13 protein-coding genes are annotated in these 13,864 nt (G+C 56.4%); 6 read left to right on the forward strand and 7 right to left on the reverse strand.

Annotation, left to right across the window (positions count from 1 at the left end):
• Positions 1-47 precede the first annotated feature (47 nt).
• A complete protein-coding gene (locus tag PGR79_RS21995) occupies positions 48-2,204 on the forward strand; it encodes an EAL domain-containing protein (RefSeq protein WP_113374706.1) in 2,157 nt (718 codons plus the stop codon).
• Here the strand turns inward: PGR79_RS21995 and PGR79_RS22000 are convergent, their stop codons facing one another.
• The gene (locus PGR79_RS22000; protein WP_162750230.1) at positions 2,205-3,017 is read right to left on the reverse strand and encodes a trypsin-like serine peptidase; all 813 of its coding nucleotides are present in this window, start codon (positions 3,015-3,017) and stop codon (positions 2,205-2,207) included.
• A 653-nt stretch (positions 3,018-3,670) separates the two neighbouring features.
• Between PGR79_RS22000 and PGR79_RS22005 the strand changes: the two genes are divergently transcribed.
• Positions 3,671-3,928 (forward strand): hypothetical protein, encoded by a 258-nt coding sequence (locus PGR79_RS22005; protein WP_162750232.1) that lies wholly within the window; start codon positions 3,671-3,673, stop codon positions 3,926-3,928.
• A 158-nt stretch (positions 3,929-4,086) separates the two neighbouring features.
• Here the strand turns inward: PGR79_RS22005 and asr are convergent, their stop codons facing one another.
• Complete coding sequence (asr, locus tag PGR79_RS22010) at positions 4,087-4,506, reverse strand: acid resistance repetitive basic protein Asr (protein WP_113374707.1); 420 nt, start codon at positions 4,504-4,506, stop codon at positions 4,087-4,089.
• Between the two features lie 172 nt (positions 4,507-4,678).
• The gene (locus PGR79_RS22015) at positions 4,679-6,166 is read right to left on the reverse strand and encodes a carboxypeptidase M32 (protein WP_113374708.1); all 1,488 of its coding nucleotides are present in this window, start codon (positions 6,164-6,166) and stop codon (positions 4,679-4,681) included.
• A gap of 194 nt (positions 6,167-6,360) precedes the next feature.
• On the opposite strand from PGR79_RS22015, the gene PGR79_RS22020 reads away from it, so the two are divergent.
• On the forward strand, positions 6,361-6,453 hold the full coding sequence (locus PGR79_RS22020; RefSeq protein ID WP_020078946.1) for a KPN_01571 family protein: 93 nt from the start codon (positions 6,361-6,363) through the stop codon (positions 6,451-6,453).
• A 35-nt stretch (positions 6,454-6,488) separates the two neighbouring features.
• Here PGR79_RS22020 and PGR79_RS22025 read toward each other — a convergent pair whose 3' ends face one another.
• Entirely contained in the window at positions 6,489-7,739 is a 1,251-nt protein-coding gene (locus PGR79_RS22025; RefSeq protein WP_430922508.1) for an MFS transporter, read from the reverse strand.
• Between the two features lie 131 nt (positions 7,740-7,870).
• On the opposite strand from PGR79_RS22025, the gene PGR79_RS22030 reads away from it, so the two are divergent.
• From PGR79_RS22030 to bioD, 3 genes are all read left to right on the forward strand, one after another.
• Positions 7,871-8,773, forward strand: coding sequence for a LysR family transcriptional regulator (locus PGR79_RS22030; protein ID WP_113374709.1), 903 nt, complete (start codon positions 7,871-7,873; stop codon positions 8,771-8,773).
• A gap of 123 nt (positions 8,774-8,896) precedes the next feature.
• Positions 8,897-10,117 (forward strand): sugar metabolism global transcriptional regulator Mlc, encoded by a 1,221-nt coding sequence (gene mlc / locus PGR79_RS22035; RefSeq protein ID WP_087858535.1) that lies wholly within the window; start codon positions 8,897-8,899, stop codon positions 10,115-10,117.
• 127 nt (positions 10,118-10,244) lie between these two features.
• The gene (gene bioD / locus PGR79_RS22040) at positions 10,245-10,940 is read left to right on the forward strand and encodes a dethiobiotin synthase (protein WP_087858536.1); all 696 of its coding nucleotides are present in this window, start codon (positions 10,245-10,247) and stop codon (positions 10,938-10,940) included.
• On the opposite strand, the gene clcB is transcribed toward bioD, so the two are convergent.
• The 3 genes from clcB to PGR79_RS22055 form a co-directional block, all read right to left on the reverse strand.
• Positions 10,893-12,188 (reverse strand): voltage-gated ClC-type chloride channel ClcB, encoded by a 1,296-nt coding sequence (clcB, locus tag PGR79_RS22045; RefSeq protein WP_113374710.1) that lies wholly within the window; start codon positions 12,186-12,188, stop codon positions 10,893-10,895. The genes bioD and clcB overlap by 48 nt on opposite strands.
• A gap of 101 nt (positions 12,189-12,289) precedes the next feature.
• Complete coding sequence (gene dmsD / locus PGR79_RS22050; RefSeq protein ID WP_113374711.1) at positions 12,290-12,898, reverse strand: Tat proofreading chaperone DmsD; 609 nt, start codon at positions 12,896-12,898, stop codon at positions 12,290-12,292.
• Positions 12,899-12,940: 42 nt separating this feature from the next.
• Entirely contained in the window at positions 12,941-13,798 is an 858-nt protein-coding gene (locus tag PGR79_RS22055) for a DmsC/YnfH family molybdoenzyme membrane anchor subunit (RefSeq protein WP_113374712.1), read from the reverse strand.
• Positions 13,799-13,864 lie beyond the last annotated feature (66 nt).

The following is a 13,864-nucleotide window of genomic DNA, read 5'->3' on the forward strand; positions in this document are numbered from 1 at the left end:
AAAAGCAGATTCGGCTTCCTTTCTGTAGGCCGCTATGAGGACAGCGCATGATCCCTTTGCCAGGCTGGCGGAATATCCCCTCTGCCAAAATTCTTTCCGTACTGGTCTTTCTCGCCGGCCTGGGGCTGGTGGTCTCCGTTATTTCTCTCTTCTATCTGTCACAACACCTGGTCAGTATTAAAACCAATGAAATTGATAAGCACCGTACGATGCTCTCGGTGGAAGGGGCTGTACAGACATCGGTCAATCGGGTGCTGTCATTGGTACTGGATAATTCGATTTGGGATGATGCGGTTAAACAAACCTATACGCCCCATCTTGACTCACACTGGCTGTATGATTCGTGGGGATCGGGTTTTAAGATTAATAATCTCTACGACGGCACTTTTATCCTGGATGAAAACTACCGCATCCTGTGGGGCGCTTTTCGCAGCGAGCCCTTTACCGAACCCGATATTGGTTTTTTCGGCGGCGGCTTGCGAACCCTCATCGAGCAGCACGCGGATGCGCTGAGACGCGGTGAAAATGCCTTTGCTGGTATTACCCGTACTCGCGCAGGTATCGCGTTTGTCGGTATCGGCTTGATTCGCCCGACGATCGGCCGCTTGCCGGTTTATGACAAGACCCGTCGCTATCTGGTGATTACCCGCCACATTAATCCGACCATGCTGGAAACCCTGGGGACTACTTTCCAGATTAATCGCCTGCATACGACGCAGTTCGCCGGCGAATACAGCGTACCATTACGTACAGAAGGCGGCGAAACGCTGGCATATCTGAGCTGGCAGCCGCGCCTCCCTGGTGCTGAGGCGGCGCGCGCCGCGTCAAACAGCATCAGGCTTATCGCCATTCTGGCGGCGAGTTTAATTCTGCTATTCATTCTGCTCAGCAGCCTGGGGCTATACAAACTGGCGCGCGGCGAACAGCAGGCGCGAAAAAATGCGTTGACCGATTGGCTGAGCCGTTTGCCGAACCGTCGGGCGTTGATCGAACGTTTGAATACGATGGGCGACTGCGGCAAGAATGAAATGCAAAGCGTGGTATTTATCGATCTCGATGGTTTCAAAGACGTTAATGATAACTACGGCCATGACGTTGGCGACGCGCTGATAGCGCATATTGCCCGCGAACTGCAGGATCGGGTTCCGGCGGGGGCGATGCTGGCGCGGATGGGCGGGGATGAATTCGCCATGACCGTCGGCGGTGAACAAGCGGTTAATCAGGCTTCGGCGTTTGCCTGGGCGGTACTGGAATTATTAAAATCGCCCATTGAACTCAGCGCGCGCAAAATATATATCAGCGCCAGTATCGGTATTGCCAGCGGCGTGCCGGCGGTTTGTTCCAGTACCGAATTGTTTCGTCGTGCAGACATGGCTATGTACCACGCGAAGAAGAGCGGTAAGGGGAGAGCGGCCTGGTATGATGACACCCTTAACGAAACGCGCCAGCACCAGCTACACATCGAAAATGGCATCCGCGAAGGTCTCGAAAAAGGCGAATTTGATGTCTGGTATCAGCCGATTGTCAACGCCGATACGCTGGTGATGGAAGGCGTAGAGGCGTTGCTGCGCTGGTCGCGGCGCCCTGAAGGCCCGCTGGCGCCGGATGCTTTTATTCCCATCGCCGAAAGTAGCGGATTGATCTACGCGCTTGGTCAGTTTGCGCTAGCGCAAGCCTGTTACGATTTACAGCCGATGGGAGATCTGCTCCTTTCCGTCAATATCTCACCGGCGCAGTTCCGCGACCCGGAATTTGAAACGCGGGTGATCCAAACCCTGGGACGCTGTCAGTTTCCTGCGCGCCGCCTGCAGCTTGAGGTGACCGAAAGCTACGTACTGGAAAACCCGGAGCGCGCCCGCATGGCTATCGAAAACCTGAAATCGTTGGGTATCACCGTCGCGCTGGACGATTTCGGTATTGGTTATTCCAGTATTGGTTATCTACGCAGCTGTCGTTTTGATAGTCTGAAGATTGATAAGTCGTTAGCCGGCTTGGTGGATGTCGACCCGCAGGCGGCAGAACTGGTGCGCGGCACGGTACGTATCGCTAATGCGCTGGGGATCACCGTGGTTGCCGAAGGGGTTGAAAGTCAGCAGCAGCTGGCGCTGCTGCGGCGGGCGGGATGCGATCGACTTCAGGGATATTATTTCAGTCAACCGATGCCGATCGATTCATTGCTTCAACTGCGCCAGCAGCAGGGATAATCACTCATTGGCCAGCGCTTCCAGCTTGTCGAGAAAACCGGTCACGGCAATAGCCCGGTTATCGGCGCGATAGCGATCTTTCGGGCCCGGCGCCGAGCTTTGCACCGCAATGACCTGCCAGCCGTTTTCCGTTTTTAACAGCAGCGGAGAACCGCTGTCTCCCGGTAGCGTATCGCATTGATGTGATAGAACTGAGGCCTGCGCCCATCCCGTCACCAGACAATCCTGATGGCTATAGAGGCTATCCAGATGATCTTCCGGGTAACCGGATTGCGTCACTTTGCGGTCCGTTGCTTTCAGCGCCGCGGTTAGCGCTTCTTTATCACCGCGGAAAACCGGAACTGGCGTAATGCCGCCGGGCGCGTAGCGCAGGACGATCAGGCCAAAGTCCCAGGGGGCTGCGGAAGACGGAACAATCCAACCATCGCCGTCCGCTTTAAGCCGTTTACCCAACGACGGATCGGTACGGCCATCAATCCCGTGAATTTCATAGACCCAATTACCTTTACGCGAGATAAAACGCAACGCGACGGCCTTATCCGGCTTGCCTTTCGGCGGCTGCAGCAAACAGTGACCGGCGGTGAGGGCCAGATGCGGCGAAATCAGCGTTGCGGTACACAAATTACCGCTGGCGGTTTCTAACTGGCCGATGGCATCCCAAGGGGAACTGGCCGGGTCGCTGACTGCTTTACGATCGTCATGGCCGAAAAAAAGCGTTTTGATATCTTTCGCGCTCATGCCGTCATCATCGGCGTGAGCAAACAGAGGAAAAATACAAAACGAACACAGTAATAACAGTACGTCTCTACGCATATCACTCTCTGGGGAGATAATTATGTCTATTGAAAGTAGCAGGAGATTTAAGTTTATGAAAGTTAAGAATAATTTTTATTAAGCCAAACGGCAGTTAAAATGAATCCTGAAGTCATTTCATCTATGCAAGAACCATGTGAATTCAGATGGTTAACGCATTATCTCTGCTGTTGTCATTTCCGCAGAAAGCGGCGGGTAACGCAACATAATTCGTGTATCGGAACGTACGTAAAGCGCGGGAAAAATAATCACTTTGCCTTGCAGGACATTCGCAAAGCGCAATTTTTTGCGGGTGTTTTAGTCGCCTTGCGAGCACGAAAGTTCATCGTCATTGGCGTTTTTTTACCATCTTCTCAATTATTTTCACTACGAAACATTTTCTCACTGTAAACATCGTTTTCGCTGGTTCCCATTGAGTGAAATGTGAGGTTGACCCGGCCATCATAAGCGCAATGTCATTTCCCGCAGTGGGAGGGTGTATGTCTAAACAAGGTATTCGCGCATTAGTTTATGTTTCGCTGGTTTCAATTTTTATGTGGGGCGCGATGGGCTATCTCGTCATTGAGGCGGTACATGCCCTGTAATGACCCGCCAGCGCCGTGAGGTGGCGTGGGCTATAATATCCGCCAGTGAATGCAGAACTGGCGGATATGATGACTATCGATGAGACGCGATTACGGGCGGTGGTTGCAGGAGCAGATAGCGAAGTGTCGACCGCTGAATTGGCGGTGGAGCTGCTGGCGGCGCGGCAAAAAATTAGCGAGCTGGAACGTCAACTGGCGACGCCGATTCGCTTACCTTTCTCCAGCGCGAGCCCGGTATGCGAAATTGAAGCGGGATATGCGGCGGGAGTCAGCGATTGCCGTCAGGCGATACGTGCAGCCGGTTTTCCCATTGAGGGGGATGAATAGCGACGCCTAGTAGAGGAAAAAGCGGGTTGCCACCAGCGCGCAGATTATCAGCAGTATCAGGATGAGCTCAAAACGATAACGTCGCAGCATAGCGCTCTCCAGAAAAAAACGGCGCTGAAACAGCGCCGATTTATACAAGACCAGACTAACCGGAAAGATTATGCAGCCGGCTGAGCAGCAGGTTTAGCCGCGGTGTGTTTAGTGGTTTTGTGGTGTTTTTTGGCAGCCTGAGCTTTCTGCGCTACTGGTTTAGCGGCAGTTTTGTGGTGCTTTTTGGCAGCCTGAGCTTTCTGCGCGGCCGGTTTAGCGGCGGCTTTGTGGTGTTTTTTCGCAGCCTGAGCTTTTTGCTCTACTGCAGGTTTTGCCGCGGCTTTTTTGTGTTTCTTGGCAGCCTGGGCCTTCTGTTCTGCAGCCGGTTTGGCGGCAGCTTTGTGATGTTTCTTATGGTGAGTGGTCTTGGCAGTGGTGCTGTGAGTTGCAGCAGCAGGTGCCTGAGTGGTGCTTACTGCATCAGCAGCGAAAGCAGCGGAAGACAGACCCATAGCAGCGGCAACGACCAGAGCTAATACTTTTTTCATTCTGATATCCTCGAAAAGGTTTCTTCATTTCAACCCCACTGCGGGGCCGTTGAAGTAACTATATGCTTGTCTTTTCGAGCTTTCCGTGAGTGTTTGGTATCGGCGTGTAACCGTTTGTACAATACCCGTCTGGTCAGGCGAAACGCGCCGGAGCAGGCCCCGGCGCACAGGCTTAGAGATAACGGGCGGTAAGATGCTGGCGGAAATACTCGCTGTTGAGATCTTCGCCGGTGGCATTTTTAATCAGCTGCGAAGTGGTAAAGCGGCTGCCGTGTTGCCAGATATTTTGCCGCAACCAGTCGAACAGGGCGTTAAAATCGCCGCCGGCGATATCCTGCGCGAGATTCGGTAGCGCGCGTCTGGCAGCCGCCATTAACTGTGCGGCGTACATCGCCCCCAGCGTATAGGAAGGGAAATAGCCGAAACCGCCATCGGTCCAGTGAATATCCTGCATACAGCCGTCACGATAGTTGCCGAGGGTCGAAATACCCAGCCAGCTCTGCATTTTCTCATCCCACAGGGCTGGAATATCGTCTACTTCAATATCGCCGTCGATCAGCGCCCGCTCGATTTCATAGCGCAGAATGACGTGCGCCGGGTAGCTGACTTCGTCGGCATCGACGCGAATGAAGCCCGGCTTCACGCGCTGGTTCCAGGCGATAAAGTTTTCCGCGCTGAACGCCGGCTGGTCGCCAAAGCGTTGACGCACGGCGGGCAGCAGGCGGTTGAGGAAGGCTTCGCTGCGGCCAAGCTGCATTTCGAAGAACAGACTCTGAGATTCATGAATCGCCGTTGAGCGAGCCAGCCCAACCGGCTGATCGACCCAGTTACGCGGGAGGTTCTGTTCATAGCGCGCGTGGCCGGTTTCGTGGATCACGCCAAATAGCGCGCTGAGCAGATCGTTTTCGTTATAGCGGGTGGTGATCCGGACGTCCTCTGGCACCCCGCCGCAGAAGGGGTGTGCGCTAATATCCAGACGCCCGCCGTCAAAATCAAAGCCTAAAACCCGCATCGCTTCCAGCCCCAGCTCGCGCTGATCGGCGATGGCGAAGGGCCCCTGCGGCTCGAGCAGCGTTTTCTGCGCTTGCTTATCGACGACGTTTGCCAGCAGCGACGGCAGCCAGGATTTCAGATCGGCGAATAGCACGTCAAGACGCGCGCTGGTCATGTCGGGTTCAAAAATATCCAGCAGGGCGTCATAGCGGGAACACCCTTTCGCTTCGGCTCGGATCTGCGCCTCTTCGCGGCTGAGCTTAACGACTTCGCGCAGGTTTTCGGCAAATCCCTGCCAGTCGTTAGCCGGACGCTGGCTGCGCCAGGCATGTTCGCAGCGGCTGCCGGCCAGTGATTTCGCCTCCACCAGGCTTTCCGGCAGTAGCGCCGCCTGCTGGTACTGCCGGGTCATTTCGCGCAGGTTAGCTTGCTCCAGGTCGTTAAGGTCTTCCTGTTGGGCGTGCCGCAGCCATTCGCCAACCTTCTTGTTGGTCAAAATTTGGTGCTGCAGCACCCCGAGCTCCGCCAGCGCTTCGCCGCGCGCGCGGCTGCCGCCGGGCGGCATCATGGCGAACATATCCCAGCCGGCGATGGCGGCAAGGTGAGAGAAGCGGGAGAGCCGTTGGAATGTGCGGGTGAGCTGCTGATAGTTGTTGTTTTCAGTCATAGTCTCTGCTGGCCTGTGGCGAGTGAAATAAATCTGTTGTCAGAGGGTACACTAGCGCGTCGGGGGGATTTGGTCGAGTCGTGGGAACGACATTTTGCGTGCGGCGAAAAATGCGTATGTGAATACCATAACGGACGGCGCGCCTCGCCAGCGACTACACTAATTACAGGCGCTGGCTGTCAGCGGAGGCGAGTATGAATCCGTTCACGTGGGTGTTTTTCGCACTGCTTTCTATGGATGCTCTCAGAGAACTGTTGGGGTTGCCGTCGGTGCTCGGGCTGTGGTGAGCGGACGTGACCCGTAAGGTCACGTCGTTTAACGATTATTTCAGGCGGTTGTGCAAACAGGCGCCCGTCAGCAGCGCGGCCATTAACAGGAGCGCGATAAAGCCGCCGACGCCGTTCCAGCCGTAATGATGCCAGAAGACCCCGCCGAGCGTCCCCGCAATACTGGAACCGAGATAGTAACTGAACAGGTACAACGAGGATGCCTGGCCGCGCGCGCGACGCGCCCGTGGTCCGATCCAACTGCTGGCGACCGAGTGCGCGGCAAAAAAGCCGGCGGAGAACAGCAGCATGCCGATGAAAATCAGCCACAGGGGCGAGAATAGCGTCATCAGCAGGCCAAACAGCATCACCGCAATAAAGAACAACATCACCGGCCCGCGGCCATAGCGCACCGTCAGCGCGCCGGCTTTTGGCGAACTCCAGGTCCCGGTCAGGTAGGCGACCGACAGCAGGCCAACCACCGCCTGGTTCAGCGACCATGGCGACATCATCAAGCGGTAGCCAATATAGTTGAACAGGGTCACAAATGCGCCCATCAGCAGGAAGCCTTCGAGGAACAACAGCGGCAGGCCGCGATCGCGCCAGTGCAGATGGAAGTTAATCAGCATCGTTTTCGGTTTCAACGAAATAGGGCGAAAATGGCGAGACTCCGGAAGAATACGCCAGAACATAATTGCCGCCGCGAGGGCGAAGGCGCTTATCACCGCCAGCGCCACGCGCCAGCCGAAGAAATCGGTAAAGACCCCGGTGAGCAGGCGGCCGCTCATGCCGCCTATTGAGTTACCGCTGATGTAAAGCCCCATCGAAAACGCCACCACGCTTGGGTGGATCTCCTCGCTGAGATAAGTCATTCCCACGGCGGCCACGCCGCTGAGCGACAGGCCGATCAACGCGCGCATGATCAGAATACCGTGCCAGCTGGTCATCATCGTTGATAATAATGAGCAACACGCCGCCAACAGTAAGGCGGTGACCATCACCGGTTTACGACCAATGGCATCAGACAGCGGTCCGGTGAAAAGCAGCCCGACGGCGAGCATCGCGGTGGAAATCGATAACGAAATACTGCTGCTGGCAGGGCTTACGCCGAACTCGCCCGACAGCACCGGCAGAATAGGCTGCACGCAGTAGAGCAGGGCGAATGTCGCCAGTCCGGCGGAAAACAGCGCCAGGGTGACGCGAATAAACGCCGGGGTACCGCGTTTAATAAATTGATTTGGCTGGTTTACGGCCTTATCGCTGGCGCTGCTCGCCGGCGCGGTGCCGGCGGTTGTTGTGTTACTCACGGAGAATTCCTTGCTTATATACCGCTGGATTACAAACAAACTGATGTGACCATTCAGCTCACATTTTTAGGGTATAAAATTGTAAATATTCCGTCTAATATATTAATAATCTCAAATAAGATGTTTTAAATATGAATATCGAGCTGCGTCATCTGCGTTACTTCGTCGCCGTGGCGGAAGAGCTACATTTTGGCCGCGCGGCGGCGCGCCTCAACATCTCCCAGCCGCCGTTAAGCCAGCAAATTCAGATTCTCGAACAGCAAATTGGCGCGCGGCTGTTTGCCCGCAACAACCGCAGCGTTAGCCTGACTCCTGCGGGGAAGCAGTTCCTCGCCGATAGCCGACAAATTCTGTCGCAGGTTGAAGACGCCGCCGCCCGCGCCGGTCGCCTGCATCACGGCGAAACCGGTGAACTGCGTATTGGCTTCACCTCATCCGCGCCGTTCATCAAAGCGGTTTCCGATACGCTTTCTACTTTTCGTCGGCGATTTCCCGATGTTCATATTCAAACCCGCGAAACCAACACCCGCGAACAGATAGTGCCGTTGAATGAAGGGGCGCTTGACCTTGGCCTGATGCGCAACACGCAACTGCCGGATACGTTGTGCTGGGAAAAGGTGCTGCGCGAACCGCTACTGGCGATGGTGCCCAGCGATCATCCTTTGGCTCGTCAACAGGCGGTCAGTCTGCTTGAGCTGGCGCGCGAGCCGTTTGTCTTTTTCGATCCGCACGTTGGTACCGGCCTGTATGACGATATTCTCGGGCTGATGCGCCGCTACGGTACCGCGCCGGTTATCACCCAGGAGGTCGGCGAAGCAATGACCATCATCGGCCTGGTGGCTTCTGGTCTTGGGGTATCGATCCTACCGGCGTCGTTTAAGCGGGTGCAGTTGAATGAAATGCGCTGGCTGCCGATTAGTGAACCCGATGCGGTATCGGAAATGTGGCTGGTGTGGGCCAAACACCGCGAACAGGGGCTGGCGGCGCAGCGTTTTCGCGATTATCTTCTCGCCGCCGCCGCATTAGCAAAATGAGACAAAAAAGAGCCAAAAACGTGCGGTAAATCACAAGGCTAAGTAAAAATTTGACGTGTACCATCGAAGTGCTTCACCATAGCCGGAAGTTTATTTCGAAGCGCGAAAATAAGGGAGTCAATGGTGGTAGCGGACAGTCAACCAGGCCATATCGATCAAATAAAGCAGACCAACGCAGGAGCAGTGTATCGCCTGATTGATCAGCTTGGCCCGGTATCGCGTATCGACCTTTCCCGATTTGCGCAACTGGCGCCGGCCAGCATTACCAAAATTGTTCGCGAGATGCTGGAAGCGCATCTGGTGCAGGAGACAGAAATCCAGGAGCCGGGGAGCCGCGGCCGCCCTGCGGTCGGGCTGATGGTTGAAACGGAAGCCTGGCATTATTTGTCGTTGCGCATCAGTCGGGGGGAAATCCACCTGGCGCTGCGCGATTTGAGCAGCAAGCTGGTGGTGGAAGAACAACTGGATCTGCCGCTGCAGCATGCGCAACCGCTGCTGACGCGGATCATCGAGCAAATCGATCAGTTTTTTATTCGCCATCAGCACAAGCTTGAGCGCCTTACCGCTATCGCCATCACCTTGCCGGGGATCATCGATACTGAAAACGGCATCATTCACCGGATGCCATTTTACGATGATGTGAAAGACATGCCGCTTGGCGAAGCGCTGGCTAATCACACCGGGGTGTCGGTCTATATACAGCACGATATCAGCGCCTGGACTATGGCCGAATCGTTGTTTGGCGCATCACGGGGCGCGCGCGACGTCATCCAGGTGGTGATCGACCACAACGTCGGCGCGGGAGTGATCACCGATGGCCGCCTGCTGCACGCCGGCAGCAGCAGCCTGGTGGAGATTGGCCATACCCAGGTCGATCCTTATGGTAAACGCTGCTATTGCGGCAACCATGGCTGCCTGGAAACCATCGCCAGCGTCGAAAGCGTGCTGGAGCTGGCGCAGATGCGCATGGCAAAATCGATGAGCTCTATGCTGCATCAACAGCAGTTAAGCGTTGAATGGTTATGCCAGGCGGCGCAGCAGGGTGATTTACTGGCGCGGGATATCATTACCGGCGTTGGCGCCCATGTAGGGCGTATTCTGGCTATCATGGTCAACCTGTTTAACCCGCAAAAAATCCTTATTGGTTCGCCGTTCAACCAGGCGTCCGATATTTTGTTTCCGGCAATTTCTGACTGTATTCGGCAACAGGCGCTACCGGCCTATAGTCGTCATATCGCGGTTGAGAGTACCCAGTTCTCAAACCGCGGAACGATGGCTGGCGCGGCTTTGGTGAAAGACGCCCTCTATAACGGATCGCTCCTTATCCGACTGTTACAGGGTTAACATTTTTTCATAGTCGCACCAAAAATTGCGCTATCTCAATCTGGGCCCCGACGGCTTCGCGTAGACTTTTCCCACTGTTGATTATTTCTCTTATGTATCTTTCGTATACACAACTTTGGGGTTAGTGATGTTTAAGCGTTTCTTTATAACAGGTACTGACACTGCTGTCGGGAAGACGGTGGTTTCCCGCGCGCTGCTGCAGGCACTTGCTGCCAGCGGTAAAAGCGTCGCCGGGTATAAGCCTGTGGCGAAGGGCAGCAAAGAGACGCCGGACGGACTGCGTAATAAAGACGCGCTGGTCTTACAGAGCGTGTCGACGCTGTCGCTGCCGTATGATGCTGTCAATCCCATCGCGTTAAGTGAAGAAGAAAGCAGCGTGGCGCACAGCTGCCCGATCAACTACGGCTTATTAAGCGACGGCCTACAGCAGCTCAGCGGCAAAGTGGATCATGTCGTGGTGGAAGGTACCGGCGGCTGGCGCAGCCTGATGAACGACTTACGCCCGCTCTCCGAGTGGGTGGTGCAGGAGCAACTGCCGGTGGTGCTGGTGGTGGGCATTCAGGAAGGGTGTATCAACCATGCGTTATTGACCGCTCAGGCGGTGGCCAACGATGGTCTGCCGTTAATCGGCTGGGTCGCCAACCGCATTAACCCTGGTCTTGCGCACTACGCTGAAATCATCGATGTGCTGAGCAAAAAGCTGCCCGCGCCGCTGATTGGCGAGCTGCCTTATCTGCCGCGCGCCGAACAGCGCGAACTCAGCCAGTATGTTGACTTAGACGTTCTCGGCAGCGTAATGGCGATAGATCGAATCCCGGCGTAACGTCCGCGACAGTACCGACGCCAGTACGCAGGCGATCAATAAACCGGGCAGCAGCACATACTGCCCGGTCATTTCACAAATCATCAGCGTCGACATCATCGGCGCATGCGTTGTTGCAGCGAGAAACGCCGCCATTCCGGTTAAACCAATCATAATCGCCATATCGCGATCCCCGTGCAGCCACAGACCGCTAAAAGCAGCGAACAGCATTCCTATTGCCAGCCCGACGAATAGCGTCGGGGTAAAAACGCCGCCCGGCGCGCCGGAGCCGCTGCTGGCCAGCACCGCCAACAGCTTACAGACAAAGACGATGATAATGACGCTAAATAGCGGCGGCGATAGCAGATAGCTTTGCACAACGCTATAACCGTTGCCCCACACCGCCGGGGTAATAAGCGATAACATGCCGACGATGAGGCCTCCCAGCGCCAGCTGCCACGGCGGCGACAGTTTCAGTCTCACGAAGCCACGGTGGCTGTAGTCCATCAGCCAGATGAATAGCGGCCCGCACAGCCCGGCCAGCAGGCCGGTTGCCAGCATTAATGCGTAATGCAGCGCGGTCAGGTCTTGCTGAAAGACGACGTGGTACAGCGGCGCGGCGCCGCCGTTGAGTAGATTGGTCAGCAGCAGGGCGATCACCGCAGAGATCACCACCGGCCCGAGCGAGGCCAGCATCAGGGTGCCGAAGAGAATTTCGGCAATAAACAGGCTACCCGCCAGCGGCGCATGATAGGCGCTGGCCATCCCGGCGGCAGCGCCGCAGGCGACCCACAGCTTCCATTCAGCGCACGGCGTAAAACGGCGGGCGAACAGCGAGGCGGCCAGCGCGGCCAGCAGGATCATGGCTCCTTCTCGGCCAATGGCGCTGCCGGTTACAACCACCAGTAGCGACGCCAGCGATTTCACGAGGCTTGCCGGCGTATCGAAACAGCCATCGCCGGTTTCCAGCGCTTCCATGTAATCGGTCGGGGCGTGCGGACGCGAGACGCTACGCCGTTGCCATAGCCACAGCAATGTCCCGGCGGCGAGCCCGCCAAGCGCTGGCGTCAGCAGCCGACGCCACCACGGCAGCGACTGCGCGGCGTTCACCAGGCTACCGCTATCGTTACCGAGAAATAATGTTTCCAGCGCCAGCATCGAGTGGCGAAACAGCGCCACGGCCAGCGCCGCAAAGATGCCGACGAGCGTGGCGATGATCAGGCGACGGAACATCACCTGCACATCAGGATAGTTATGAAGACGATGCATGGGCGGGAGTGAAATTGGGAGTCATAGCGTTATTGTGATAGGGAATAACCTTAGATGCAAAAGCTATAAGTGCCGCGCCGGGGATCGACGCGGCGGGTGAGTTAACGATACAACTGCTTTTCCGCCACCGCGATGGGCAAATTTTCCTGCCAGTTAGCCAGCGTCGACTGCGCCAGTTGGCCCAGCGCCCGATAGAACGGATGCCCGGCGTTTTCAATAAAGACGCTCAGGAAACGCCCGGACCACGGCAGTAAATGCCAGGCCAGCAGTTGAGTAAACAACTCATCCTGATTTGTTTCGCACAGCCATGCGGCCAGCAGCAGCAAGGTGCCGAAGTGGTCTTCGGGTTCGTTGCGCTCAATATCCAGCGCGATACCGCTGGCCCGCATCCATTCGCGCAGCGCAAGCGTAGAGTCGCCGAATAACACCGACTCTTTATCCAGCCACACCGAGCCCCATGGCGGAGCGGGCAGCGCCCATGGGCCGATAAACAGACGCTGCCAGGCTTGCGGCAGCGCCTCGTCGCTGCTGGCGGCGAAGTCTATTGCCAGTGAATCGGAGACCGGGAACGGCCACTGCGGTTGCCAGCTACCATCGAGAAAAGCGGCGACCAGCTGTGCGTTTTGCTCGCTATTCGGCGCATAAGAGAACAGCGCGCCCAACGTGCGGGCGCTTAGTGCGACGGCGTCGCGATTTGGGATCTGCATCATTACCCTATTCCTTACTGCGGCGCGCACAGGCGCGCCGTCTCGTTAACCCGCAACCGCCATACCCACGGTCATATGCAGGCCATAAAACAGGCCGCGGCCTATACACTCCGCGACTAAAACCATTATCAGCCCGATCAATAACCCGGTGGCGCGCGGCGGCTGGCGGCGGATTAACGGACACAGCCAGCAGCCGAGACCGAGCGCCAGCAGGAGCAGCCGTAGCACCTGCAGTCCGCCGTAATCCGGTAGCAGGGCATTCGCCTGTTGTACTGAACTGTGGATCGTGGCGAGGTCAGCGCTTTGCAAGACAACAACGGCCACGCTGATGATGAGGGCGGCAACGCTAATCGCGGCAAAAAACCAGCCGTTGAAGTCAACTTTCGCCAGCTTCAGCAGCAGGGCGGCGAACAGCGGCCCGCTGAGTAGTACCGTCAGGAAGAACGCGCTGGTAGTGTAGCCATTGTACCACGTCGGCACGGTGTCAATTTGGTAGACACGGGTCATCGCCATCACAAATAGCAGCCCCAGCAACATGGTGAGAAACAACCAGATTTTGCCAAGTGCCGAGGGCATTTTTCCCACCGCCGCCAATAGCCACCAGAATCCGCCGACGATGAAGAAGAGGGCGCCGCTGGCGATTTCATTACTGAGCGCTGAAGCGCCAACGCGGTTCAGTGAATTAAATGCGCGTAGCGGCGAGCCTAGATGGATTACAGACGCGAGAAAACCTATTCCCATCAATAGCCAGATAAAGAACATACTGCGCACCAGCCGCTCTCGCGATTCGCGCTGACCGGAGAGCGACACCCAGCCCAGGCCGCTGACGATGACTGCGCCAGCTACGCATTGCCCCAGTACCGTAAACAGAACTAGCGGCCATTCATGCCATCCATTTCCCATTTTAGACCTCCTTCGGATTGGCCAGATAGCCAGTGGTATCGCCGCACGGACGGCTGTTGGCGTTTG

Source organism: Klebsiella sp. 141161, from assembly GCF_050600815.1.
GTDB classification, from domain to species: Bacteria; Pseudomonadota; Gammaproteobacteria; order Enterobacterales; family Enterobacteriaceae; genus Klebsiella; species Klebsiella aerogenes.

Bases quoted from the DNA above. Each gene is read 5' to 3' on its own strand.
- PGR79_RS22030 (WP_113374709.1), top strand. From the start codon at position 7,871: ATGAATATCGAGCTGCGTCATCTGCGTTACTTCGTCGCCGTGGCGGAA.
- PGR79_RS22015 (WP_113374708.1), bottom strand. From the start codon at position 6,166: ATGACTGAAAACAACAACTATCAGCAGCTCACCCGCACATTCCAACGG.
- asr (WP_113374707.1), bottom strand. From the start codon at position 4,506: ATGAAAAAAGTATTAGCTCTGGTCGTTGCCGCTGCTATGGGTCTGTCT.
- PGR79_RS22055 (WP_113374712.1), bottom strand. From the start codon at position 13,798: ATGGGAAATGGATGGCATGAATGGCCGCTAGTTCTGTTTACGGTACTG.
- bioD (WP_087858536.1), top strand. From the start codon at position 10,245: ATGTTTAAGCGTTTCTTTATAACAGGTACTGACACTGCTGTCGGGAAG.
- PGR79_RS22005 (WP_162750232.1), top strand. From the start codon at position 3,671: ATGACTATCGATGAGACGCGATTACGGGCGGTGGTTGCAGGAGCAGAT.
- PGR79_RS22000 (WP_162750230.1), bottom strand. From the start codon at position 3,017: ATGCGTAGAGACGTACTGTTATTACTGTGTTCGTTTTGTATTTTTCCT.
- clcB (WP_113374710.1), bottom strand. From the start codon at position 12,188: ATGCATCGTCTTCATAACTATCCTGATGTGCAGGTGATGTTCCGTCGC.
- PGR79_RS21995 (WP_113374706.1), top strand. From the start codon at position 48: ATGATCCCTTTGCCAGGCTGGCGGAATATCCCCTCTGCCAAAATTCTT.
- dmsD (WP_113374711.1), bottom strand. From the start codon at position 12,898: ATGATGCAGATCCCAAATCGCGACGCCGTCGCACTAAGCGCCCGCACG.
- PGR79_RS22020 (WP_020078946.1), top strand. From the start codon at position 6,361: ATGAATCCGTTCACGTGGGTGTTTTTCGCACTGCTTTCTATGGATGCT.